Genomic DNA, 25,558 nt, shown 5'->3' with positions numbered 1-25,558 from the left:
ACGCTCCTTGGGGGTGGAGGGGTTTGTTTACTGAAAACAATCCGGTCGATTGTCTACCTTAAATACCTATTATGATAACCTTCTTAACTAACCTTTATCTTGTAACTGAATTATATGCCAACGGCTTCTCGCAGTGGGACAAATTTATATCCTTTATTCTTCAGGACTTTAATCAACCGTTCAAGGTGACCTTTATAGAATTTATCCGTGCGGCGGGCGTCCGTCCCGAAATGGATCAGCATCAGGTGACCGTTCAATCCTTCGGCAGCTTCTACCGAAAGGATTTTATCGTAGATTGCCTGGCTGCTCCGGTAGTTCTTCATGTCCGGTGTGGTATAGTCGGCATTGCTGGCTGTGCCGGCGGTGAAGTTAACCACCTGGATGCCCATATTCTTTGCCCACGCTGCAATCTGCCGGTTGTAATATTCGTAAGGCGGTATATAGAGCGGAGCATCTTTAAATTCAATGCCGGCCTTTCGCATCACTTCGTAGCTTTTCAACAGATCTTTTTCAAACTCTTCGCGCGTCACCAGCAGCGAATCGCGGTTTTCCCACGGGCTGTACAGCAAATGTCCGTAACTGTGACTGCCGACGTAGTGCCCCTCTTTCAGCAGGCGTTGCACTACGTCCGGATAGAGTTCGTAAAATTCTCCGGTAAAGAAGAATGCCCCTTTGATACCTTGCTTTTTCAGGGTACTGATGATGGTGTCCGCTCCGTCCGCTCTATCGGCGGCGGTGAATACGAGCGTGATTTGTTTTTTGGACGGGTCGGTACGTACAATGCCGCCATTGCTGTAGATGTTCTTATCTGCTGCTGCGTTTGCCTGCTTCATTCCGTCTTTCTGCAAAGAAGATAAGTAGTAGGTCAGGCAAGCGGTTCCGTCCATGGTCGGTTCGTTGGTCGAATAATCGTGAAGGGCGTCGTGATAGACCATTAAGTCCGGTTGGAAACGTTCGTAATCCTGTCCGGGCATTCCCGGAATGCCCTCCATGTTCACTCCTCGGAGACTTTCGAAAATGGTGCGGTATACCGGGCCGTCCACCAGTCCGCCGGTAGTGTTGCCTACTCCTGCGTTCAGCAATGAAGAGTGAGGCTGTATCGGATAATCTCCGGATAAAGGTAGCTCTACAATCATGCTGGTTCCCCACGGGTTGCACCCCAGGAGCCAGTCGCGCAGAGAGGCTTCCATCTCTTCATAAGTCGTGTCGCCTGTCAGCTCACGGTAAAGCCGGCATTGCGTAAGCATGGCGGTGGTCAGGTTATTCGAACACCAGATATAAGGTATGCCGTGCAGGAAAGGACTACCGACGGCTTTTTCATACGTTCGCTGTATTCCGGTTCGCAGGTTCCGGATAAATTCGTCGCGCAGGCGCTCGTTGCCCGAAGCTTTGGCTACCCAGTAGTGTCCCATGTTCATAAACGGATACCATTGGTAGTGGCGGGCACTGTCGGCACCCATCCACGGTGTCACCGGTTCACGCCTTCCGTATTCTACTGCCTGCTCCAGATATTTGGGGTCGCCGGTAGCTTTGAACAGTTCCATGGCTCCAAGTTCCATATCGTCCACCCAATTGTCTTCTTCATAAATATAGGGTGACTTTACCGAGGCCGTTTGGCAGGGACCGGGTTTCTTTATACCCTCCTGATAGGCGTTATCTGCTTTAGAGGCTATTTCTTGGGCGAAGTCCGGATAGAAATCTTTCAGTACCTTTGCCCCCAGTGCAAAGCAAGAGGCGAATTTGCCTGCGGTACTGGCCACTCCGGTGGTTGCATTCTTGAATTTGCCGCGAACCTGAGGCTCACCACTGCAAAAGTAAACCGGGCGCCCTTGTCCTCGTCCGTAGCCGTAGTCCACCGAATCTTTGCCGGGCAGGCGCATCCCTGCATGGTCCCGATCATCGGCAATCTGGTTGTAAAGTTCTCCTTGGGCAGGGTTCATCCGGTTCAACCAGTCGAGCCCCCATTTTATTTCGTCCACAATGTCCGGGATGCCGTTAGCTCCAGGGTGTCCGGCAGCATCGTAAGCATCGCCGAAAGCTTCCGGGTTTTGCAGATAGGCAAACATCATCTGGTAAATGGCATTGGCCGAGGTTGTGGTATATTGCAGATAGTCGGTCGCGTCATGCCATCCTCCCCGGACATCGGTGTGCTGTCCGGTCTTTGTGGGATGATACACGATAAAGCCGTCATGTACATGGCAACTGTCTTTCAGGAAGGGGTTGTAACCGCATCGCTGCTGGCGCATGTAATTCAGCAGGAAGTCGGCCGTTCCGTTGTATACGCGGTGGTTGATGGGGAAGTGGGGCGATACTGCTTTTCCGGCTTTCAGATAGTAAGTTCCGGGTGTATCAAAGGTACTGAAGTCCAGCCGGTAGGTTGATTTCATTTGTCCGATCGGGCCTGTCTTCCGGGGAGATGTGAAAGTGCGTACCGTTTTTCCGGTGAATACATCGACCAGTGAATAGTTGTTCACTTCAACCGGTACTTCACTCATAAATACGGCTACCTTTTTAGATTGGGGGAGGTAGCCCAGTTGGTTGATCCGTATCCATTCACCTGCCTGAGCGTGCAGGGTGGAAAGCAAGAAAACAATGGCCAAAAGCCAGTAATTCCGTTTCATAATGGAAGCATTGTTTAAGGTTGGGGAATGTGTTAAGTTGTATAATGCAAATAAAGCGGATTTAATTTACTTAAAGAATAATAGGGTAGTTTTATTAGCTGATATTATGTGTCGTTTACAAGTTTTTAGAATTTGATGTTGCTTTATATGGCATATTCTGAACTTTTTTCGTTTATTAAGTGTTAAATGGAGGCAATAAATGATAAAAGAGAATGTAATATGATTGTAACAAGGAATGATAAAACTACTTTTGTAGATTGAGTTTTCTTAAGAGGGAACAATATATGAAACCTAAACACAAAAACTGGCTATTACTTGGATGCTTTTCCGCACTGTGGACTGTATCTTTGGCACAGGGGGAGAACTGCAACGATAGTCTCTCACCGATTACGTATATTCCTGTTGCGGAGGATTCCGCCTCTACTGCTGTCGTTGCCGACTCTGCTGCGGTGAAGCGTAGTTTTTTAAAGAAATTCCTTGATTACTTCAATGATGCCAATAAGGAGAAGAAGAACAAGAAGTTTGATTTCAGTGTAATCGGCGGTCCGCATTATTCCAGTGATACCAAGCTTGGGCTGGGACTGGTGGCTGCCGGATTATACCGTACCGACCGTGCCGATACACTTCTGCCGCTTTCCACCGTATCATTGTATGGCGATGTGTCCACTGTCGGATTCTATCTGCTGGGCGTTCGGGGCAATCATATCTTTCCGAAAGATAAATACAGGCTGAATTATAACCTTTATTTTTATTCTTTTCCCAGTTTGTATTGGGGAATAGGATACCGGAATGCGGTGAATGACGAAAATGAAAGCAGTTACAAGCGCTTCCAGGCACAGGTGAAAGTTGACTTTATGTTCCGTTTGGCAAAAAACTTCTATCTGGGACCTATGGCAAGTTTCGATTATATCGACGGACGCAACTTTGAGAAGCCCGAACTTTGGCAGGGGATGGACGCCCGTACGACCAACGTCAGTGCAGGGCTTTCCCTTGTGTATGATTCTCGGGACTTCCTCACGAATGCCTATAAGGGGTATTATCTGCGCATAGACCAGCGTTTCAGTCCTGCGTTTCTGGGGAATGACTACGCATTCAGCAGTACGGAGCTGACCACAAGCTACTATCGTAAGGTGTGGAAAGGTGGAATACTTGCCGGACAATTTCATACGCTGCTGACTTACGGCAATCCGCCCTGGGGATTGATGGCAACATTGGGAAGTTCGTATTCCATGCGCGGATATTACGATGGCAGATTCCGTGACAAGAATGTGGTGGATATGCAGGTTGAACTCCGGCAGCATGTATGGAAACGTAACGGAGTAGCTGTCTGGGTGGGAGCCGGAAATGTTTTTCCCGACTTTTCTTCGTTCGAGGTGAAACATATACTTCCCAATTATGGATTCGGCTACCGGTGGGAGTTCAAGAAGAGAGTGAATGTACGATTGGATTTAGGGTTTGGAAAAGGCCAGACCGGATTTATATTTAATATCAATGAAGCTTTTTAATAAGATAAAGAAATGGTTCGATAATCAGGAGAACTTGTTCTACCTGTTTTTGTTTGTGCTGATTGTGCCCAACATAGCACTGTGTTTCACGGAACCTTTACCGCTTGTGGCCAAGGTTGCCAACGTTCTGTTACCTTTGGGTTGTTATTATCTGATTATGACCCTGTCCAGGAATTGCGGAAAGATGCTCTGGATATTGTTTCTTTTTGTATTCTTCGGGGCCTTTCAGATCGTGTTGCTCTATCTGTTCGGGCAGTCCATCATAGCGGTGGATATGTTCCTCAATCTGGCTACGACCAATTCTTCCGAAGCCATGGAGTTGCTCGATAATCTGCTGCCGGCCCTCGTTACGATCGTGATACTGTATATACCCGCCCTGATACTGGGTATGATTTCCATAGTTCGTAAACGCAGGCTCTCTGTCGACTTTATTCGTAGGCAACGGAAACGTGCGTGGGGAGTACTTGCCATTGGCTTTCTTTCGTTGGGAGCTGCCTACTTGCTGGATAAGAAATATGAGATGACCACCGATTTATATCCGGTCAATGTGTGCTACAACGTGGTGCTTGCCGTAGAGCGCAACGCGCAGACCCTTGACTATGCAGAGACTTCGAAGGATTTTACTTTCCATGCTGTTGCCACCCATCCGGCGGAGGACCGCGAGATATACGTGCTGGTTGTGGGGGAGACATCCCGTGCTCTCAACTGGTCGTTGTATGGCTATGACCGCGAAACGAACCCAAAATTGTCGGAAACACCCAATCTTACGGCTTTCACGAATGTGCTGACCCAGTCGAACACAACCCATAAGAGCGTTCCGATGCTGATGTCCGCCGTTTCGGCAGAGAATTTCGACTCTATCTACCATCAGAAAGGTATTATTACGGCTTTCAGGGAGGCAGGTTTCAAGACGGCTTTTTTCTCCAATCAGCGTTACAATAATTCTTTTATAGACTTCTTCGGAAAAGAGGCCGATCATTGCGATTTCATCAAAGAAGATTCGCTGACCGCTGGTCAGAATCTTTCGGATGACAACCTGCTGGCATTGGTGAAAGAGGAACTTGCCAAAGGGAACCGCAAACAATTCATTGTGTTGCATACCTATGGTTCGCACTTTAACTACCGTGAGCGCTATCCTGCCGGGGCTGCGTTTTTCCGGCCCGACAGTCCGGCGGATGCCGAATTTAAGTATCGGGACAATCTGATTAATGCCTATGACAACTCCATCCGCTATACCGACGATTTCCTGGCAAGGCTGATCGGCTTGTTGCAGCAACAGGATGCCGGTTCGGCCATGCTCTATACTTCGGACCATGGAGAAGATATTTTTGACGACGACCGTCACCTTTTCCTGCATGCGTCGCCTGTGCCTTCGTATTATCAGTTGCACGTGCCGTTTATTGTCTGGACTTCGGATACATACCGGGAGAAATATCCGGAGCATATCGCTGCTTTACAGCAAAACCGTCAAAAGTCTGTCGCTTCGAATCGGGTAGTGTTCCATTCGGTACTCGATCTGGCCGGAGTGACTACTGCCTATGTGAACGACTCGCTGTCCGTGGCAAGCCCGTCCTATACGGAGTTCCCCCGCTTTTACCTGAATGACCACAACGAGCCGCGGGCTTACGACGATATCGGATTGCGTAAGGAGGACTTTGAGATGTTCAGGAAAATGAATATTCGCTGAAAACGCATTTAAACTATAGACTTGGGGATATAAGTGTAGTATCTCGAAACTTTGTTCCCTACAGGTGCTTTTGTTTCATATTGTGGTGAAAGTCGGAGAATAATTTCTATATTTACCGTCAATTCATCACAATATGCAATTATGGCAACCAAACTACTATTGGTAATGGGGGTAACCGATAATCTATGGCTTTATGTGTTATCCGTATTTTTGTTTCTGACCGTTTGCTTCCTGCTCTTTCAGAACTTCCGGCTTCGTAAATCGGCTTCGGCAGACGATGACTATCGTCGCTTCCTGTTTGAGATATTAGATAATCTTCCGTTTCCTATTATGGTGAAGGATATTCAGGAACAATTCAAGTACACGTACTGGAATAAGGAGGCCGAGTTGCAGTCGGGCATCAGCCGCAAAGATGCCGTCGGCTTTTCAGATGCCGATATTTTTGGTGAAGAACGGGGTAAACAGTACCGTAAAATAGATGAAGATCTCGTTAAAGCTGGAAAACCCTATAAAGCGGAAGAGAGGTATGTGACTGCCGATGGAAAAGTGCATGATACCCTTGTGGTGAAATCAATCATATCTTCGGGCAAACTGGGCAAATGGTTACTGGTGGCCCGTTGGGAGATCACTCAGCTTAAGATGTACGAAAGGGAGCTTTTGGCTGCCAAAGAGCAACTGGAGGGAGCCGTTCGTAAACAGAAACTGGCTTTAAGAAGTATCGATTTCGGCCTGATTTATATTGACCGAAATTATAAGGTGCAATGGGAAGAGACCAGTAATATAAAGAATCTGGTTGTCGGACGTCATTATATTCCCGGCACTACTTGCTACCGGACAACGGGGCGAGGGGACAAACCGTGTAAAAGATGTGCTTTTCAGGAGGCCATCAGTACCGGCAAAATGGTGAGGCATATTACCCATGTGGATCATGTAGACTTTGAAATTACCGCTACCCCCGTTTATAGTGATACGGGAGGTGAAATTATCGGTGGATTGCTGCGCTTTGAAGATATCACCGAGAAACTGAAAGTAGACCGTATGCTTCAAGAGGCCAAGGAGAAAGCAGAGGAGTCCAATCGGCTGAAGTCGGCCTTCCTCGCCAATATGAGCCATGAAATACGTACACCGCTCAATGCCATCATCGGTTTCTCCGACCTGATCTGTCAGACAGATGATGCCGAAGAGAAAGAGGAGTACATCCGGATTGTCACTTCGAATAACGAACTTTTGTTGCAGCTTATCGACGACATTCTCGACCTGTCGAAGATAGAAGCCGGAACGATGGATTTTTCCTATGCCCTGACGGATATCAACGAACTGATGGAGGACATCTGCCTGCAAATGCAGCAGAAGAACCAACGCCCGGGGGTACAGATTCTGTTTACTGAAAAGGAACCCTGCTGTGTGATCAATACGGATCGTTTGCGTTTGTCGCAGGTCATCATCAATCTGATGAATAACGCAATGAAGTTTACCGCCGAAGGTTCCATTACGTTGGGATACCGGCTGAACGGACAGAGGAATGAACTTTATTTCTTCGTGAAAGATACAGGTATCGGTATTCCCGCCGATAAAGCTGAAAAAGTTTTTGAACGTTTTGTCAAACTGAACTCCTTCGTTAAGGGCACGGGGCTGGGACTCGCCATCTGCCGGGTGATCATAGAGCGCCTGGGAGGAACGATCGGGGTCGATACGGCAGTAGAAGAGGGTGCCTGCTTCTGGTTCCGTCTTCCTGTTCAAGAGGACATACCGCTCGATATTCCTATTAATTTGTGCTAAAAATTGAACCTAAAACTCCGGTTGGCGTGTTGTTTGTATACACTTAATATAGAGGTTTAAATATATAAAAAACATGGCTTATATAGATTATTACAAGATTCTCGGAGTTGACAAGAATGCTTCTCAGGATGATGTCAAGAAGGCTTTCCGCAAATTAGCCCGTAAATATCATCCCGACCTGAATCCGAATGACCCAAGCGCCAAGGATAAGTTTCAGGAGATTAATGAAGCCAACGAAGTATTGAGCGATCCGGAGAAAAGGAAAAAGTACGACGAATACGGCGAACATTGGAAACATGCGGACGAATTCGAAGCGCAAAAGAAGGCCCGCCAGCATGCCGGTGCGGGTGGAGGCGGCTTCTCCGGCTTTGGCGGAGACGGTGGTTCCTATTGGTACTCGTCCGATGGAGAAGGATTCTCGGGTGGTGATGCCGGAGGATTCTCGGATTTCTTCGAGTCTATGTTCGGGCATAGGGGCGGAGGCGGACGAGGCGGCTCAGGTTTCCGCGGACAAGATTTTAATGCGGAACTACACCTGTCTCTTCGCGATGCGGCACAGACCCATAAGCAGGTGTTGAATGTGAATGGAAAGCAGGTTCGTATCACAATACCGGCCGGTGTAGCCGACGGACAGGTGATTAAACTGAAAGGATACGGTGGTGAAGGTATTAACGGTGGTCCGGCAGGCGATCTGTATATCACTTTCCGGATAGCCGAAGATCCTGTATTCAAGCGTCTCGGAGATGATCTGTACGTGGATGTGGAAGTCGATCTCTATACTGCCGTACTGGGTGGTGAAAAGGTGGTTGATACGCTGGAAGGTAAAGTGAAACTGAAGATAAAGCCCGAAACCCAGAATGGTACGAAAGTACGCCTGAAGGGTAAAGGTTTCCCCATATATAAGAAAGAAGGACAGTTTGGCGATTTGATTGTCACTTATTCAGTCAAGATACCTACGAGTCTGACAGATAGGCAGAAAGAACTGTTCAGAGAGTTACAACAGAGTATGAACTAATAATGAAAGAGCGCTATGCAGACCGAATTAATAATAGTCAGTGAATACTGTCACAAATGTCATATTGAGCCTTCATTTATCGACCTGTTAGAAGAGGGTGGCTTGATTGAGGTACGCACCGAGGGCGGCGAGCACTATCTGCTTGCGTCGCAACTTCCCGATGTGGAACGATACAGCCGTATGTATTACGACCTGTCCATCAATATGGAGGGTATCGATGCCATTCATCATTTGCTGGAAAGGATGGAACTGATGAGACGTGAAATCAGTACTCTCCGGAATCAGCTTATCGTCTTTAAGAGGGAAGGTGTAATGGAGGACTGGTAAAAGGTTTATTTCATGTGTTGGATAAAGAGGCTTTTCCGGTTTCTATCAGAGCCTCTATATGATATAAACAGAGCCTTTATCAAGGGTGGACAGAGTGTCTGTTCCGCCCCGATAAAGGCTCTGTTTTTTTATGCTTGGCCGTACTCTTATTCAGCCAGAATCGTCAGTTCGGCACCCGAAGCGTAGTCTTGTCCGCGTTGTTCACTCAGAGCGGTGAAGCGGATGTAACGGGCTTTTACAGGTTTCTCGAACATTACTTTCTTCTCTTTCAGGTCTCTTGCGAAAGTACCTTTCAGGATTGGTTCACCCCATTCTTTGCCATCCTGGCTTACGTGTATGGTGTAATCTTTCACATTACCGTTGCTGCTGTCCTGACGTGGAAGGTAAGTGAAACCTTTAATTGTTTTCACTTCACCGGCATCCAGGTCTACCCAGTGCGGGTGTTTAGCCACGGTTACAGAGAACATGGTGTGCCAGATGGTATTCGGGTCACCGTCGGTCAGGTTCTTGGCTTCGCCTCCATCCGATTCTTCGCTACTTGCATAGATCACTTCCGTCTGGATGCTTTCGATCTTGTCGAATGTCATGGTTGCTTTGATGAAAGGTGCATCTTTGAACCAGGCAGTCACTGTACCGCCATTGCGTAATGCGATCGGTTCGGTGTAAGTTTTGGGTTTACTCTTATCTACTGTGTAGAGGATAACCGCATCCTTTTTCTGTGATGATACAGATACTGCACCGGCACGGTTGCGGGTAATGGACAACGGCACCTCTCCGGCAGGGGCTACATTGGCTGTTGCAGTCAGGTCTTTACCCGCAGGGCGGATGATGAAACCTGTGTTGTGATGGCTGGCGAAGACACGGTCTTGTTCCAGCGGGCCACCTTGGCCGCAACTGTTGCCACCCAGGCCGGTTACGGCTGCATCCAGATGAAGATAAGTATCACCGGCTTTCGGCAACTGATACGGATGTGAAGCCAGGATCAGGTCGAGTGCGGAGTAGGGCAGAGCCGAAGCCGACAAGCGGTCGGTAGCTACAAACACAGCACCGTTGCCTGCGTTGTTGGTCAATGCACACCAGCGTACATCTTCGTGGTTACCCATATCCTGTGGTTTGGGGAAGTTGACGAATTCTCCGGCAACCGTGTTCTTATGTTGCTCGATGAACTGTCCTACCTTGCGGTCGGCATAGTTGTCAATAGGTCCGCGTCCGTAGTAAGTGAAGTTATCATATTGCTGAGGCACGCGTATCATATATCCCAGACGAGGCAATACGAGGCTCGGCTGATTGGATGTGATACTTGCTTCCAGTTCGATGGAGCCGTCTTTATAGACAGTCCATACCTGATTGGTGGTGAACTTGAAGTCATTGCTGCCGAACTTCTTGTCCGTCAGTTCTTCAATTTTGTTCTTGCCGGAGCTCGTTCCACCCAAAATCTTAGCTGCGTTTGGAGCTTGGGATTTTACTGTGAATGACAATACGACTGTGCCATCTTCTTTGGTAGTCATATCGAAGCCGGTAGCTGAGTGCTTCAGGTTGTGCAGTCCGTTGTCGAACCACTGAGAGTAGAACCAGTTATCATTGTTCGTGAACGCGCGGAGCGCATCCAGTTTCGGACCGTTACCGTCAGTAATTACTTTTTCGTTTCCGTATGTCAGGCTGTAGATAGTACCTGTTTTGATGTCGAATTGAGCTGTGTAGCCATTGCCTTTAATGGTAATGATATCGCTCGCTTTAATCCTAATTATTTCCGGTTTGTCGCTTCCGGATGCTACAGTGTTGATGGCAGGACGTGCAGTAGCTTCCTTAACGAGTATCTGTTCTTCTGCCTGCGCAAAGTTCTTGTCAGCCCAAGGCATGCTGTCTTTCAGCAGGAACTGAATCTTCACGAAATATTCCGAATCGGCTTTCAGTTTACTGAACTGATAAGGAACCGTGATCTGCGTACGGGTACGCGGAGCCACTTCACCCATAGACAATATGCCCGATTGTGCTTCCTTACCGTTTTCGTAAAGTGACCATTTAACTTCATAGTCCGAAAGGTTTTTGAAGTAATACTTGTTGAATACTTCGAACTGTCCTTTTTCTACATCGATTGGTTGTACGCCGATGTGTTGGTACACTTTCTTCACTTCATAATATTGTGGTTTCGGTTCCAGGTCACCGAATACGATACCGTTCATAACGAACTGTCCGTCATTCGGAGTATCACCGAAGTCACCACCGTAAGCCAGATAGCGCTCTCCGGTTTTCTTATCGTAATTGTACATCGATTGGTCTACCCAGTCCCAGATAGCTCCACCACAGAAGAAGTTAGTCGACTCGATAGCTTCCCAATAGTCCACCAGGTTACCGCAGGCGTTACCCATAGAGTGAGCATATTCCGAAACATGGAACGGATATTTGATATCATAATTACCTTTCACGGCACCACGCATCCAGCCGATGGAAGGATACTGGTTGGAACCCATGTCGACGATGTCGTTGTTACGTTCGTACTGAACAGGGCGTGACAAGTCGAATGCTTTCAGTGCATCATAGGCTGCTACGAAGTTCTTTCCCGGTCCGGCTTCGTTACCCAATGACCAGATGACAATCGAAGGATTGTTTACGTTGGCATGAACCATTTCCATCACACGGGCTACGTGGGCGTTTTTCCATTCCACCGGATGAGACAGTGAAGCGGCTCCATAATAGTACTCGTGAGACTCGATGTTGGCTTCATCTTCCAGATAGAGTCCGTATTTGTTGCACAGATGGTACCAGTACGGATCGTCCGGATAGTGAGAGTTACGTACGTGATTGATGTTGGCACGTTTCATCAGCATTACCTCTTTCTCCATCATTTCGCGAGTGATGGCATGACCTACGGCAGGATTTGATTCGTGGCGGTTGACACCTTTCAGTTTCACGGTCTTGCCATTTACATAATAGTAACGGCCTGCCAGTCCGAATTCGTCTGCAGAAGCAGGGGTGTCTTTGATTTCCACTTTACGGAAACCTACAGTAGTTGAAACGGTTTCTATTGTTTTGCCTTTCTTGTCTTTCAATTCAGCAACGAGTGTATAGAGGTAAGGGAACTCAGCCGACCACTTGTTGGGTGACTGCACGTTCAATATCGCTTTTTCAGCCTCTGCGGTTTCGTTCGGGTTCACCAGGTCCACAGTAGCATTGGCAACCGCATTGGCAACGGGGGTATTTTCGTCCGAATACAGTTTGTTTGCATAAAGTGTATAAGCCATCTGGTATCCTTTGGCAGCTTTCTTGCCATAGTTACGGATGTCAGCGCTGATAGCCAATGAACCATTGGTGTATGTCTCGTCCAGATCGGGGATTACAACAAGGTCGCGTACCTGTACTTTCGGAGTAGAATAGAGGGCTACGGTACGGAAGATACCCGGCAGGCGGAACATATCCTGTGCTTCAAGGAATGAGCCGTCCGAGCTGCGGTATACTTCGGCAGCAACGGTGTTCTTTCCTTTTTGCAGGTAAGGAGTGATGTTGAAGTTGGCTGTGTTGCGTGAGTTCTTGGAGAAACCTACATACTGTCCATTGATCCAGAGGTAGAAGAAAGAGTCCACGCCGTCGAAGCTGATAAATACTTCACGACCGTCCCAGTCCTGCGGGATGTCGAAGTCGCGACGGAACGAACCCACTTCGTTACGGTCTTTATAAGTAGTCCAATTGGTCGGAGGGGTACGCATCACACCTCCGCGCCAGTCGTCTACTTTCACTTTGTGCATGAAAATTACAGGTTGGTTCACGTAGATGGGTACTCCGTATTTCAGGCTTCCGTCCTTCTGGATGCCATAAATATTCCAGCTTGAAGGAACAGGGATATTGTCCCATCCTGAAACATCGAAGGTTGTTTGATAAAAATCTTTAGGGCGGGAGTCCGGATCGGGTGCCCAATTGAATTTCCAGTCACCATTCAGTGACAACCAGTATTTACTGTTCTCAGGCAACACCTTTCGTGCGCTTTCCACATCCTGGAAGGAAAAGAACCAGGCGCGCGGTTGTTCTTTGTTGAGTGCTAAGTTTTCCGGTGATTCCCATTCGTTGCCCACCGGGGCTTTTTCCGAGGCATACTTAAATCCCTCTAAAGGTCTTTGACCGGCAAAGCAAAGCGTAACCATGCTGCATAGTATCAGACCTAACGTGATTTTCCGCATAATTGTTTTTCTTTTAATAGATTATTTACTGAAGTTTTTTCGTGTTATATTGATCCGTAATCCGGTATCTCTCTAATTTTGTTGCAATATTCGTAAAAACCAGTCACATAGCCAAATCATTTGACATTAATTGGGTATTTTCGGGAGATAAAAATAACTCGCCTCTCTCCGGTAGTAGAAAAAGAAAAGGGATTCGGTTGTCCGAATCCCTTTTTTTAGTCTTGAAGTAAACTCTTTACTTTCTGTAGTAAGCCAGATCGTCTTTATCGAATTTGCGAATAAAGTTGATATGTTTTTCTACTTCAGCCTCAGCATAACGTACGTATACCTGAGCCGATTCGGAGAACAGATCGCTCTTCGAAGCATCTTGAACCATCAGGTGACCCATGATGATGTGGGCAGCCATTTCTACCAGACGGCGTGCGCAGAAGTCGAGCAGTTCCTGGTCTTTTGCTTCTGTGATTTGAGTCACGCAGGCTGCATATTTGCTTGCCATACTTTTCAGGCGGTTCTGCAAGCCTTCCAGTTCTGGAGCTACCGGCATGTTCTCGTATTCTTGGATACGTGCCAGATAAGCACCCGTCGTTACGTAACGGATAGCAGCCACAACCTGCAACTGGGTGGTACCTTCGTAGATGGAAGTGATGCGTGAGTCACGATAGATGCGTTCGCAGGCGTAATCTTTCATAAAGCCCGAACCACCGTGAATCTGAATGCAATCGTAAGCGTTCTGGTTGGCAAATTCACTGCCCATGCCCTTGCCCAGCGGAGTAAAGGCGTCAGCCAGTTTGGCGAATGTTTTCTGTTCGGCACGTTCTTCCGGAGTCAGTTTGCGCTCCTTGGCAATGTCGTCCAGTGCTTTGTAAATGTCTACAAAACGAGCTGTCTCGTACAGCAGTGAACGGGAAGCATCCAGTTTAGCTTTCATCAAAGAAAGTATCTCGGCTACGGCAGGGAATTCGATGATTGCTTTGCCAAACTGTTTACGGTCTTTGGCATAAGCCAGGGCTTCATTGTAAGCTGCCTGTGACAAACCTACCGATTGTGCGGCAATACCCAGGCGGGCACCGTTCATCAACGCCATTACGTATTTGATAAGACCCAGTTTACGGTCACCGCAAAGTTCGGCTTTGGCATTTTTATATACCAGCTCGCAAGTAGGGGAGCCTTTGATACCCATTTTGTTCTCGATGCGGCGTACGTTAACTCCGCCATTGCGCTTGTCGTAGATGAACATAGACAGACCGCGTCCGTCGTGTGTTCCTTCTTCCGAACGTGCCAATACGAGATGAATATCGGCATCACCGTTTGTGATAAAGCGTTTCACGCCGTTCAGATACCAGCATTGGTCTTTTTCACTGTAAGTGGCTTTCAGCATGACAGATTGTAGGTCGGAACCTGCATCCGGTTCGGTCAGGTCCATTGACATGGTCTCACCTTGGCATACACGGGTGATGTAGCGCTGCTTCTGTTCTTCGTTGGCAAACTCGTAGATGGTTTCGGCACAGTCCTGTAGTCCCCAGAGGTTCTCGAAACCTGCATCACTGCGGCTCACGATATCGGCAGCCATGATGTATGGAGTGATTGGGAAGTTCAGACCTCCAAAGCGGCGGGGCATAGCCATACCCATCAGCCCGGCTTTACGGCAGGCATCCAGGTTCTGGGCAGTTCCGCTGGCATAAGTTACGCGGTTGTCGGCACAAACCGGACCTTCGTGATCGACGCCTTCTGCATTGGGAGCGATGATGTCACCACAGATTTCCCCTACAATTTCCAGTACTTTATCGTAGCTGTCCATTGCATCTTCGAAGTCTACCGGAGCATAGTCGAATTTATCTTTATCAGCATAGTTGCGCTCTTTCAGCTCAACAATTCTCTTCATTAACGGATGGTTCAAGTGATGCTTGAGTTCCGGAGTATCTAAATAAAAGTTAGCCATTTCTTACTTACTGTTTTGTTTATAATACTTAATCATCTTCGGTACAACTTCTTCGATTGTTCCGTTGATCACATAGTCTGCAATCGTATTGATCGGAGCTGACGGATCGTTGTTGATGGAGATGATGATACCGCTTTCCTGCATACCGGCAATGTGCTGAATTTGTCCGGAGATACCGCAGGCAATATAGAGTTTCGGACGTACTGTAACACCGGTCTGGCCGATCTGACGGTCGTGGTCAACGAAGCCTGCATCTACAGCGGCACGGCTGGCGCCTACTTCTGCGTTTAACACCTTTGCGAGATCGAACAGCAAGTTGAAGTTTTCTTTCGAACCTACACCGTAACCGCCGGCAATGATGATCGGAGAACCTTTCAGGTTGTTCTTGGCTTTTTCTACGTGGCGTTCGATGACTTTTACTACGTAATCGGTGTCGGCTACGTATTTCTTCACATCATGCTTAATGATTTCACCTTTGTAGTCGGCTGACAGAATGGCTTTTTTCATCACACCTTCGCGAACGGTTGCCATTTGGGGGCGGTGTTCGGGATTGACGATGGTAGCAACGATGTTACCTCCGAATGCCGGACGAATCTGGTAAAGCAGGTTTTTGTAAACCTTACCTTCTTTCTTATCCTCGTGATCACCGATTTCCAGTGAGGTACAGTCCGCTGTCAATCCGCTGGTCAGAGCTGACGATACACGCGGGCCGAGGTCACGACCGATCACGGTTGCACCCATCAGGCAGATTTGCGGCTGTTCTTCTTTGAACAGATTCACGAGGATTGAAGTGTGGGGAAGTGAAGTATAAGGATAGAGTCCTTCACCATCGAATACATGGAGTTTGTCTACTCCGTACGGGAGAATCTGTTTTTCAATATCTTTGAGACCGGTTCCGGCAACAACTGCTTCAAGCTGGCAGTTTAACTGATTGGCCAACGAGCGTCCTTTTGTCAGAAGTTCGAGGCTTACGTCTGCGACGATGCCGTCTTCTATTTCGCAATATACAAATAAGTTATTCATATCTTTTCTCTCCTCTTACCCTATAGTGTGGTTCTCCAACAGTTCAACAATCAGTTCTTCCACTTCACGGTCGCTGCCGCTGATGGTTTTACTCTCTTTCGCCTGGAACACGATGTTCTGGATAGCTTTTACCTTTGTCGGCGAACCGCTGAGGCCGCATTGTTTCAGATCACCGTTTACGTCTGCTACACTCCATTCCACCAGGTTCAGGTAGTCGCGGGTGTCGTAAAGGTCGGTATAGTCCAGGTTGCCCTGTTGCTTCTCGGTAACGGTTTTGGCGTGTTTGTACTTCTGAACCAGCTTTGCATTGCGCGGGCGGCAGGGAGCTGCACTTCCGTTGACAGTGATGACGATGGGCAGCGGGCCTTCTACGGTTTCCACACCACCGTCAATGTGACGCTTCACGGTAATGCTTCCGTCACCTACTTTCAGGATTTCTTCCGCATACGTAATCTGAGTCAGTCCTAACTTTTCTGCAACCTGCGGTCCTACCTGCGCCGTATCTCCATCGATAGCCTGACGACCACCGATGATGATGTCATATTCGCCTATTTTTTTGATGGCTGTTGCCAGAGCGTACGAAGTAGCCAGCGTATCAGCACCGGCAAAAGCACGGTCTGTCAGCAGATAACCATTGTCGGCACCACGGAAAAGTCCTTCACGAATAATGTCGGCTGCACGTCCCGGTCCCATGGTCAGGATGGTAACGGTAGAGCCTGGGTGGGCATCTTTCAGTCGGAGAGCCTGTTCAAGAGCGTTCAGGTCTTCGGGGTTGAAGATGGCAGGGAGTGCCGCACGGTTAATGGTTCCGTCGGCTTTCATGGCATCTTTCCCAACGTTGCGTGTGTCGGGAACTTGTTTTGCCAATACAACAATTTTCAAACTCATGTTATTAATTTTAGTATTAGTATTTCTACAAGTTAGCAGCCAGTAGTCAGTAGTAAGGTTCTTGCTATTCACTATCCGGTTAACTATCAGCCTGCAAATTTAAGCAAACGCTTGGTTCTGACAAGAAATCTGTCTGAAAAATGCACAAGTTTAAAGATTCTGAGCAACTTGTTTGGTTCTTACGATCATGAATACCGGGTTATCGTCGGCTTTCAGATCTTTTAATTCGGGGATGTTTTTCAGTTCCGGATCTTCTTCTGCCAACTCCAGTATGTCACTTGCTTCCCAATAATACAATAAAACATCATCTGCCACACGCATTGCCGGGTAGAAAGGGACTTTGCCATACATATCGTTCTGTATCATTCCGTCTTTTACACCGAATAGCTGTCCTTTCTGTTTGTCGTACATAGCCAGGCGGGGAGCTTCCGACTTGTCCGTTACGTTCCATGAAGTATAAGGGATGAACAGGTATCCGGGCGTTTCCAATATATCCGGACGGAGATAGTTGGAAGCCGTTGTTTCATAAACGTTCCAGTTGCCGTCGAGAACTTCGAAGCGTTTCTCTTTGGGCAATTTATATTTTCCAAGTTGTAGGATATAGCGGGGCAGGAGTGTATCCGGACGGACGGTAAATACTGTGTCATTATAGTATTCTTTCATGCAAACCTGATTCTGGAACTGGTATAAATATTTGTCGCATTTTCCCCATAAATAGAGGTTTAGTCCGCTGGGAATGGTGAAACGGTCGTATTGGGGAAATGAAGTCAGTGTATCGCCTTTAGAGTCGATTATTAATAATCTGAAAAGCCTGTTTCCCGTATTGTTGTAAATGTAGGACGCAAAAGTGCTGTCGTTCAGTGCCGAAAATTGCCAGGCAAATGGAAACTTACATTCATTCATGAACTCTCCGTTGCCGGAATATGCCAGTAGTTTTCCATGGTCCATCAGGAATACTTGTTTGGAAACATCGTCTGTTGATATAAAACGAATACCGGTATATTCTCCGGGGCCTTGTCCCATCCGGGCAACTGTCCGGACAAATTTACCTTCGTCCGTGAACTGAAAGACCTGTTTTTGCGTAGGGATGTATAAGTTATGTCCGCAGAGTGTAATGCTGTTTTTTATGATGGCCGGCAGTAAACATTGGTCGGTGGTTTCCAAAGGGATGATTTTCACTTCCCGGGCTATCTGGCTCAAGGTAACTGTTTGTTCCGTCCCGATTCCGGTTTCAAAAGGGAGAGTGACGGGAAATGTTGTTTCGGAAATTGGTTCTTGTGACGAAGAGGGTTTATTGGTACATCCCAAGAAGAGTAAACCGGAGGAAAGGAGTAAGCTGAAAAGGGTTGTGTTCGTTCTCATAGTCTATGCTTTTTAGTAAATGGCATAAAACTACGTAATATTCGTAACTTAAATCAAACCTGGTAGTTAAACTATGTTATCCTTCAGTGCTATCCTTCTTATAAGGAATATATAAAAAGGGAAAAAGGGTTGAATAATGGAGGTATGCCTCAGATTTATAATTACTTCTGACATACCTCCGGAGTACTGTTGTTATTGGATTCCTATTTCTGCAAATCCCATAGTTTCTCCTTCTGTTACCATTTTGGTAGGTTTCAGAGAAAGGTATCGTGCTTTCACCGGAGTGAAGTAGACAGACTGTAGAATCGGATTGTTTTTGATGTTTGAAAATTCCCCTTTAGCTACTATCTGGTTTACCGCATTTGCTTCGGTACCTACAGATAGTTCATAAGAGGAGATTAATCCTTTGTTATATTCGCTTTGATCCGGCAGATAATGGAAAGAGGTAATTGTGCGTTCTTCTCCCAGATCGATCACCAGTGCGTCCCCTTCAACAAAAGCAGTGGTGCTCTTGTCTTTATCCATACATTTCTTAGTCTCCTCTTCGGATACTCCTACGAGTGTAAATGGATAACTTTTTAATTCTTTGGCTTCTACGGTGAATGTGTCGGGTGTCTCACCTGCATAATAAGCCTCTATGTTGTTGATGCAAAGGCAGGCGCGTGCATCCGTGAAGCGTATGCGGAGTTTGTCGGTCGAAATGGTTTCAAAGCGCAACAAGCGTTTGTAGCCCACGGTCGTAGTCTCTTCATTCAGTTTCACCGGCAGCCATTTTCCATCTTTATCATATTCCACTACGAATGATTTGACACGTTGTCCCAACGGAATATATTCCTGGATCATCATACGGTTGACCTTCTCCGTTTTGGGGAAGTCGAACTCAATATCTGCGGCAGTCACATCGTCGTTGGTAGCCCAGTAAGTATCCCAACTTTCATCTGTTGCGGCTTTGGCTGAGAATTTTCCTCCACGTTCATCCGATACTTTCGGTTGGATACCTGCGAGCAGGTTGTGTGCCAATTGTTTCTGTACATTCTTGTGGAAGTTTACTGCGTTGGCCGAGTCGATCGGATGGATCAGCCCGTCGCGGTCAACCGGGAAGTTAAGCAAGAGGGTCGCGTTGTGTCCCACACTCCGGTAATAAAGGTCTGTTAATTGGTCTACGGTTTTTACTCGGTTGTCTTCTTCCGGATGATAGAACCACCCCGGACGGATAGAGACATCACATTCTGCCGGTACCCATTGGTTACCGTCAGCGTGTCCGTATTGCAGTTCGCGATATTTCGGATAGCCCGGATACACTTCGCCCGCACGCAGGAACGACCAGTTGGTAGCTCCGGCAAATCCGTTCTCGTTACCTACCCAACGGCAACCGGGACCTCCGTCGGAGAAAACAATGGCCTGTGGTTGGAGTTTATCCAGTATTTCATAGATACGTGGATAGTTGTAGTAAGTCTTGCGGTCGATGGTACGGCTGTCTTTGGCTCCGCCATACCATCCGTCACCGCCGTTGGCACCGTCAAACCAAACCTCGAATACTTCGCCATAATTGGTCATCAGCTCAGTCAGTTGTTTATGGAAATAATCTACATATTCCGGTGTACCGTAGTTAGCCTGGTGTCTGTCCCAGGGAGAGAGATAAACAGCGAATTTAATGCCGTATTTCTTACAGGCGGCTGCCAGTTCACCTACAATATCTCCTTTACCGTCCTTGTAAGGAGAGTTACGGATACAATATTCTGTCAGTTCGGTAGGCCACAAGCAAAAGCCATCATGGTGTTTGGCGGTAAGGATTACTCCTTTCATACCCGATTCTACAAAGGTTTTCACCCATTGTTCGCAGTCCAGCTTGGATGGGTTGAACGTTTTCGGGTCCGAATCTCCGTATCCCCATTCACGGTCGTTGAAAGTGTTCAGACCGAAGTGAACGAAAGCATATGTTTCCATTTTCTGCCATTCCACTTGTTTTTCTTCGGGAACAGGTAAGATAGCTTCGGGAGCTTTCACAGCAGGAGCACAAGCGCCAAGTAGGGTCAGGGCAGCTCCGGCATACAGTAGTTTGTTTATTTTCATGATATGTTAAAAGGGTTAATGATGCAAAGATAAAAAAATCCCCGGAAACTCGTTCCGGGGATTAACTAAAAAGCAATTATTACCATCCCGGATTTTGCGGGAGAAGGTTCTCGTTTCTCTGAAGTTCCCCGGTCGGTATCGGCCTCAGGTAAAGCCTGTCATTCCAGGTGCGGCTTTTGCCTGCTTCATAAGAGTAGTCGGCATTGGTATAGGCAGGATATACGACTGCGTACTTGCCTTCCTTATAAGGTTCACGTTTTCCGACGTATGTCTTCACATTATCACATATTTTTCCGGCTTTCCAACGGGCCAGGTCGTCCCAGCGGAATCCTTCACCAGCCAACTCAATGCGGCGTTCGCGGCGGATTTCCTGTAATAGCGGGCTAAGGCTGTATCCCCAGGCGGGCCAGTTCGGATCGGTGAAACCTACTTCCATAGTCAGGTGAGGCATACCTGCACGGTCGCGCAATACATTGATGGTCTTGTTCAAGTCCGCTTGTGTAATCGTACCCAGTTCGGCTTTAGCCTCTGCGTTGATCAACAAGGTTTCTGCATAACGATAGGCGATGCCGTCATAAGCATTGTTGTTTGCCTCAAAGGCTTTATCTGTCGGAATAAGGTATTTGATGGACTTATATCCGGTCAGGCAGTATTGCGAAATGAAATCTTCTTCCTTTTCAACATACGTACTGTCGTTGGTGGCCACAGTCACCCGTGTAGGGAAGTCCCAGGTCAGGATGGTCTGCTTCAGGCGTGGGTCGCGGTCGGTAGTTTCATTTTTCATATTGTCATCCCCTTTATATTGGTCGTTTCCTGTAATGGGTTTACCGTTGAGACACAGATAACTTTCTACAAAGTCTTTTGAAAAGCCGGTATTGGCTTCGGACAACGTACGGCTCATACCGTGTTTTCTTTTGCCATCCAGATAGATCACCGGTAAGATAGCCTCTTTCAGGTTTGTTTTGTCTTCCATTACAAATACGTCGTAATAGTCTTTTTCCGGATGTCCGGTGTTATAGATCTCGTATTTGCCGGTTGCCATGATTGCATCTGTTTCGTCGGCTGCCATTTTCAGCAGACGGTCTGCTTTGTCTGCCCATCCCAATTCGGTGTGATATTTATAATATGTACCTTCGTGCAGACAAGTCCTGGCTTTCAACTGGCGTGCTACATCTTTTCCGATGCGTCCGGTAGCCGGTTTCTCGGGTAACCATTGGATGGCAAAATCAAATTCTTCAATGATTTTATCCATCACTTCATACCGTTTCAGTTTCGGTCCGTAAAGAATATCCGTATCACCCGTGCCCAGGTCTTTATCCAGCCAGGGGATATCGCCGAACGTTCTCATCAATCCGGCATATTGCATCGCTTTGAAGAAGCGGACTTCTGCTACATATTGGTTGATTTCCGACTCCTTGCCGCTTACCGTCTGATAGTGGGTCAGGAAGTAGTTTACCAGCCGGATCGGCTGCCATCCGCCTTTGCTCCAGTTACACCAGCTTGCTGCCTCTGCGGGGGTGCTCAACTGATTCCAGAAGAACTGGGGGATGCTGTTAGGTACTTGATTATCGCTCTCACCGTCTGCTATTGAGGTTACACCTCCGGGGAGGTAACTATAGAATTGATTGGCATATGTTTCCAAATCTCCTGTGGTATTCCAGAAGGTTTTGTCATTGATTGCTTCCGGGGCTCTTTCCAGGAAACCGTCGTTACAGCCCGATAGGGCGAGTGTTGCCACTCCGATATAGAATAAATATTTGATTTTCATAAGATGCTTTGTATTAGAATGTGAGATTTAAACCAACAGATAATGATCTTTGCATCGGATATTTGTATGGGTTATCCAATTCCGGATCGAGTCCGTCGGGAGTGTCTGAAATAGTGAAAAGGTTTTCACCGGTAAAGTAGATACGTATCTTTTCGATCGAAGCTTTCTTGGTCAATACTTTAGGTAATGTATAACCAATGCTGAGCGATTTCAGACGACAGTAAGAAGCGTCAACCAGATAGCGTGTCTGAGCCTGATTGATGGCCGAACCACCATTGAAGCGAGCGCGTGGGAAGTAGGCTCCGGTGTTCTCTTCAGTCCAGTAATCGTTGTTGTAGGCTGAAGGTACCTGCCATTCGCTTCCGTAATGGCTGCGGAATGAAGTGCCCGGCAGATAGAGGTCACGTTTGCCCACACCCTGGAAGAAGATACCCAAGTCGAAGCCTTTCCAATCGGCTCCCAGATTGATGCCGTAATGATAACGCGGAGTGCTGTTACCGATAATTTTCATATCGCCCGGATTATCAACAGTGTTGTCACCCCAGTCAATAACGCCATCGTTGTTGCGGTCTACAAAACGGATGTCACCCGGCATCAGTTTGATACCTCCTGATACTTTATCCTGATTGGCGGCTCCGGCTATTTCTTGTTCGGACTGGAATAAGCCATAGGTTTCATAACCCCAGATTTCTCCTTGTTTCTGTCCCACATACCAGTTGCCCAGTTCTTTTGACTTATTATCGAACTTGGTAACTTCCGATTGATAGTCGGACAGATTGAATCCGACTGTGTAGTGGAACCCGCTTGCCAACTGGTCGTTCCAGCTGATCTCAAATTCCCAACCTTTCGTCAATGATTCGGCTGCATTTTCCTGAGGTTCGTTGGCACCCAGGATACCCGGCAGGATTTTACCTGCGGCAAGAATATCCGATGTACGTCTCTGATAATAGTCGAAAGCACCTTTCAACCGGTTGTTCAGGAAGTTGAAGTCAAGTCCCAGGTCCCATTGTGTTACGGTCTCCCAAGTGATGGACGAGCTGACAAGTCCACCCGGAACCACATACTGCGGTTGGTTGCTGCCCATAATCCAACTGGTCTGTCCGGTACTGTAATTAGAGAGATAAGCATACCATCCATTGTCGAGTGCCTGATTGCCTAAGCTACCATAAGAACCTCTGATTTTCAATTCGTCAAAGAAACTGTTTGTCCAGTTCTTGAACCAGCTTTCATTGGATAGCCTCCAGGCTGCCGAGAAAGAAGGATTGAACACGGCACGGTCGTGTTTGGGGAATTTGGAAGAGAGGTCGTAACGGCCGTTTACTTCAAGTAAATAACGGTCGTCATATCCATAGTTGAGGCGGAAGAAGCCGCTTCGGGTAGCCCAGGAGTTGTCATAGCTGCCTACCAAACGGTCGCCTGTGGCATAGCTCAATGAACCCAAGTCATTTGAGATCAGTTGTTCGCGTCCGGCATTGAATCCGGTGGTGTGCTTGCTTTCCTGATTGTAACCGATCATTCCCTTCAGGTAATGTTTGCCCAACGTCTTTTCATAATCGCCGAAAAAGTTGAAAGCATTGTAGGTATCGTTGGCTTGTGACTGGGACACAGAGTTCGGATTGGTCCATGCAAAAGTTTGCAGGAATTGTCCGTTGGCTCCATATTCGTCGAATGACTTCATGTGTACCTTATTATTCTCACTATAGTAATTGAACGTATAGTCCATGTTGATGCTCATACCTTTAATAGGAGTCAGCTTCATCGTGATCGTGTTCCAAAGGTCATTTTTGTTGGTTTGCCGGTTACCGCCGTCTTCAAGAATGGCAGGGAAGTTGGTAAAGTCGCCCTGTCCGGCCCAATTTCCGTCCGGGTGTTTCACCGGCATGATAGGACGCGTATCACCTCCCATAAAATTATCGCCATGCACGTTATCCTGATTCAATCCTCTCAGCTTGGTGCGGTTGAAGCTTGTTTTCATGGAGAGGTGCAACCATTCGTTTATGTCATAGTTGATGTTGTTCATCACATTGAACTTCTTGAACTGTTCGTTACCGAAACGAATTAGAGATCCCTGGTCGGTATATCCTAAAGAAGTGTAATAGGTAGCCTTCTTACCGCCGCCACTGATATTGACATTGTACTTCTGGACAGGATAATTCTTCTTATACATCTCTTTCATCCAGTTGGTGTTACCGGCATACGTGTATTTGGTGCCGTTTTTACTGATACTCGGATCTGAGTGGATAAATACCGGAGAGTTGTTTGCCGGATCTTTATAGTAAGCTTCAATGTGTTGCATCCATTCAGCATCGAAATAGTCTCGTCCCACTGTGTTTTGCTGTGCGGTGTTCATCCAGGTAGCATATTGCATGGAGTTCATATAGGTGGGGCGCGTAGTAGGTCCGTTGAAAGAAACCGAAGCATCGAATGATACTTGTGTCGGCTGGTCCTTGCGTCCTCCTTTGGTTGTGATCAATACAACGCCATAAGCCGCACGTGCACCATAGATAGATGCGGAGGCGGCATCCTTCAGTACGGAGACACTTTGCACGTCTTGCGGGTTAATGAGGTTCGGGTCCATTTCCACGCCATCGACCAATACCAGCGGTGAACTTCCACTCATGGCAGTGGTACCACGGATATTGAAACTTGAACCTTCGCCCGGACGACCACTGGTGGTTACGTTTAAGTTGGGGATAGCACCTTGCAAACCTTGTCCGAGATTGACAATCGGGCGGTCTTCCAGCACCTTACTGTCCACAGCTGATACGGCTCCGGTCAGGTTGGCTTTTTTCACGGTGGCATAACCAACGACTACCACCTCTTCCAATGCCTTGCTGTCTTCAGCAAGCTTCACTTGAATGGGCTTTCCGGTATAAGGAATTTCCTGTGTGACATATCCGATGTAAGATATTACAATAATATCTCCTTTTTTCACGCCATCCAACGAGAATTTACCTTCTAAATTTGTGATGACGCCGTTAGTCGTGCCTTTTATCATGACACTGGCACCAATAACCGGGCCCATCGCATCTTCAACCGTTCCTGTTACTTTTTCTTGAGTAACTTCAGGAACCAATGCTTCTGTGGCTTGCGTTGCATACGAATAAGCTGGGAAGCTTAGTGCACCGGCGAGCAAGAGCAGAGTAACTTGTCTAGTGATTTTTAACATAACAATTTTGTTTTAGATTAATAATAAAGGTTTTGTTCGGTTCTTTTACATTTCACTTTCTCCATTCATCTGCCTTTCCTTTTTCTTTAAAATAGGATTAGTTCTAACAGAACTTGGTGTACTGTAAGGCGTTTATTATCACAGGGTATGCGCATTTATGTACAGCTCTGCTTTTATTGTGAATAGTTTTGTAGACGGGAAATAAAAGATTGAAATGGCCTGTTGTTCTA

The 25,558-nt window shown here is 47.2% G+C and carries 14 protein-coding genes; 5 read left to right on the top strand and 9 right to left on the bottom strand.

The features are described 5' to 3' along the window. Positions 1-110 precede the first annotated feature (110 nt). The gene (locus QK890_RS19505; RefSeq protein ID WP_005780780.1) at positions 111-2,621 is read right to left on the bottom strand and encodes a glycoside hydrolase family 9 protein; all 2,511 of its coding nucleotides are present in this window, start codon (positions 2,619-2,621) and stop codon (positions 111-113) included. A gap of 284 nt (positions 2,622-2,905) precedes the next feature. Between QK890_RS19505 and QK890_RS19500 the strand changes: the two genes are divergently transcribed. From QK890_RS19500 to QK890_RS19480, 5 genes are all read left to right on the top strand, one after another. Next, positions 2,906-4,126, top strand: a complete 1,221-nt coding sequence (locus tag QK890_RS19500) for a BamA/TamA family outer membrane protein (RefSeq protein WP_217737784.1) — start codon at positions 2,906-2,908, stop codon at positions 4,124-4,126. Then, entirely contained in the window at positions 4,113-5,813 is a 1,701-nt protein-coding gene (locus QK890_RS19495) for a phosphoethanolamine transferase (RefSeq protein WP_032529982.1), read from the top strand. Before QK890_RS19500 ends, QK890_RS19495 begins: the two co-directional genes overlap by 14 nt. Positions 5,814-5,954: 141 nt before the next feature. Next, positions 5,955-7,592: an ATP-binding protein gene (locus tag QK890_RS19490; RefSeq protein ID WP_032529981.1), complete on the top strand. Its 1,638-nt coding sequence runs from the start codon at positions 5,955-5,957 to the stop codon at positions 7,590-7,592. 73 nt (positions 7,593-7,665) lie between these two features. After that, on the top strand, positions 7,666-8,607 hold the full coding sequence (locus QK890_RS19485) for a DnaJ C-terminal domain-containing protein (RefSeq protein WP_005807793.1): 942 nt from the start codon (positions 7,666-7,668) through the stop codon (positions 8,605-8,607). Between the two features lie 15 nt (positions 8,608-8,622). Continuing rightward, complete coding sequence (locus tag QK890_RS19480) at positions 8,623-8,934, top strand: chaperone modulator CbpM (RefSeq protein ID WP_005780772.1); 312 nt, start codon at positions 8,623-8,625, stop codon at positions 8,932-8,934. Positions 8,935-9,080: 146 nt separating this feature from the next. Here the strand turns inward: QK890_RS19480 and QK890_RS19475 are convergent, their stop codons facing one another. The 8 genes from QK890_RS19475 to QK890_RS19440 all read right to left on the bottom strand — a co-directional run bounded on the left by QK890_RS19475 (position 9,081) and on the right by QK890_RS19440 (position 25,328). Next, positions 9,081-13,106 (bottom strand): glycoside hydrolase family 2 TIM barrel-domain containing protein, encoded by a 4,026-nt coding sequence (locus QK890_RS19475; protein WP_220575800.1) that lies wholly within the window; start codon positions 13,104-13,106, stop codon positions 9,081-9,083. Positions 13,107-13,341: 235 nt separating this feature from the next. Next, positions 13,342-15,045 carry an acyl-CoA dehydrogenase family protein gene (locus tag QK890_RS19470; protein ID WP_005780768.1) on the bottom strand — a complete coding sequence of 568 codons (1,704 nt, stop codon included), beginning with the start codon at positions 15,043-15,045 and terminating at the stop codon, positions 13,342-13,344. Positions 15,046-15,048: 3 nt separating this feature from the next. Further along, positions 15,049-16,068: an electron transfer flavoprotein subunit alpha/FixB family protein gene (locus tag QK890_RS19465; protein ID WP_005780766.1), complete on the bottom strand. Its 1,020-nt coding sequence runs from the start codon at positions 16,066-16,068 to the stop codon at positions 15,049-15,051. A 15-nt stretch (positions 16,069-16,083) separates the two neighbouring features. Then, positions 16,084-16,956, bottom strand: a complete 873-nt coding sequence (locus QK890_RS19460; protein WP_005807781.1) for an electron transfer flavoprotein subunit beta/FixA family protein — start codon at positions 16,954-16,956, stop codon at positions 16,084-16,086. A gap of 150 nt (positions 16,957-17,106) precedes the next feature. Next, on the bottom strand, positions 17,107-18,318 hold the full coding sequence (locus QK890_RS19455; protein WP_032540213.1) for a 6-bladed beta-propeller: 1,212 nt from the start codon (positions 18,316-18,318) through the stop codon (positions 17,107-17,109). A 192-nt stretch (positions 18,319-18,510) separates the two neighbouring features. Beyond that, positions 18,511-20,391, bottom strand: coding sequence for an alpha-L-fucosidase (locus tag QK890_RS19450; protein ID WP_032540212.1), 1,881 nt, complete (start codon positions 20,389-20,391; stop codon positions 18,511-18,513). A gap of 79 nt (positions 20,392-20,470) precedes the next feature. Then, positions 20,471-22,159 carry a RagB/SusD family nutrient uptake outer membrane protein gene (locus QK890_RS19445; protein WP_250712256.1) on the bottom strand — a complete coding sequence of 563 codons (1,689 nt, stop codon included), beginning with the start codon at positions 22,157-22,159 and terminating at the stop codon, positions 20,471-20,473. A gap of 13 nt (positions 22,160-22,172) precedes the next feature. Further along, positions 22,173-25,328: a TonB-dependent receptor gene (locus QK890_RS19440; RefSeq protein WP_032540211.1), complete on the bottom strand. Its 3,156-nt coding sequence runs from the start codon at positions 25,326-25,328 to the stop codon at positions 22,173-22,175. Positions 25,329-25,558 lie beyond the last annotated feature (230 nt).

Source organism: Bacteroides sp. NGMCC 1.200775 (genome assembly GCF_040798045.1).
Taxonomy (GTDB): domain Bacteria; phylum Bacteroidota; class Bacteroidia; order Bacteroidales; family Bacteroidaceae; genus Bacteroides; species Bacteroides hominis.
This window is presented reverse-complemented; position numbering and strand designations above follow the sequence as displayed.

What these genes read in the sequence shown, in the direction of transcription:
- QK890_RS19505 (WP_005780780.1), bottom strand. Translation starts at nt 2,621, where the DNA reads ATGAAACGGAATTACTGGCTTTTGGCCATTGTTTTCTTGCTTTCCACC.
- QK890_RS19500 (WP_217737784.1), top strand. Translation starts at nt 2,906, where the DNA reads ATGAAACCTAAACACAAAAACTGGCTATTACTTGGATGCTTTTCCGCA.
- QK890_RS19495 (WP_032529982.1), top strand. Translation starts at nt 4,113, where the DNA reads ATGAAGCTTTTTAATAAGATAAAGAAATGGTTCGATAATCAGGAGAAC.
- QK890_RS19490 (WP_032529981.1), top strand. Translation starts at nt 5,955, where the DNA reads ATGGCAACCAAACTACTATTGGTAATGGGGGTAACCGATAATCTATGG.
- QK890_RS19485 (WP_005807793.1), top strand. Translation starts at nt 7,666, where the DNA reads ATGGCTTATATAGATTATTACAAGATTCTCGGAGTTGACAAGAATGCT.
- QK890_RS19480 (WP_005780772.1), top strand. Translation starts at nt 8,623, where the DNA reads ATGCAGACCGAATTAATAATAGTCAGTGAATACTGTCACAAATGTCAT.
- QK890_RS19475 (WP_220575800.1), bottom strand. Translation starts at nt 13,106, where the DNA reads ATGCGGAAAATCACGTTAGGTCTGATACTATGCAGCATGGTTACGCTT.
- QK890_RS19470 (WP_005780768.1), bottom strand. Translation starts at nt 15,045, where the DNA reads ATGGCTAACTTTTATTTAGATACTCCGGAACTCAAGCATCACTTGAAC.
- QK890_RS19465 (WP_005780766.1), bottom strand. Translation starts at nt 16,068, where the DNA reads ATGAATAACTTATTTGTATATTGCGAAATAGAAGACGGCATCGTCGCA.
- QK890_RS19460 (WP_005807781.1), bottom strand. Translation starts at nt 16,956, where the DNA reads ATGAGTTTGAAAATTGTTGTATTGGCAAAACAAGTTCCCGACACACGC.
- QK890_RS19455 (WP_032540213.1), bottom strand. Translation starts at nt 18,318, where the DNA reads ATGAGAACGAACACAACCCTTTTCAGCTTACTCCTTTCCTCCGGTTTA.
- QK890_RS19450 (WP_032540212.1), bottom strand. Translation starts at nt 20,391, where the DNA reads ATGAAAATAAACAAACTACTGTATGCCGGAGCTGCCCTGACCCTACTT.
- QK890_RS19445 (WP_250712256.1), bottom strand. Translation starts at nt 22,159, where the DNA reads ATGAAAATCAAATATTTATTCTATATCGGAGTGGCAACACTCGCCCTA.
- QK890_RS19440 (WP_032540211.1), bottom strand. Translation starts at nt 25,328, where the DNA reads ATGTTAAAAATCACTAGACAAGTTACTCTGCTCTTGCTCGCCGGTGCA.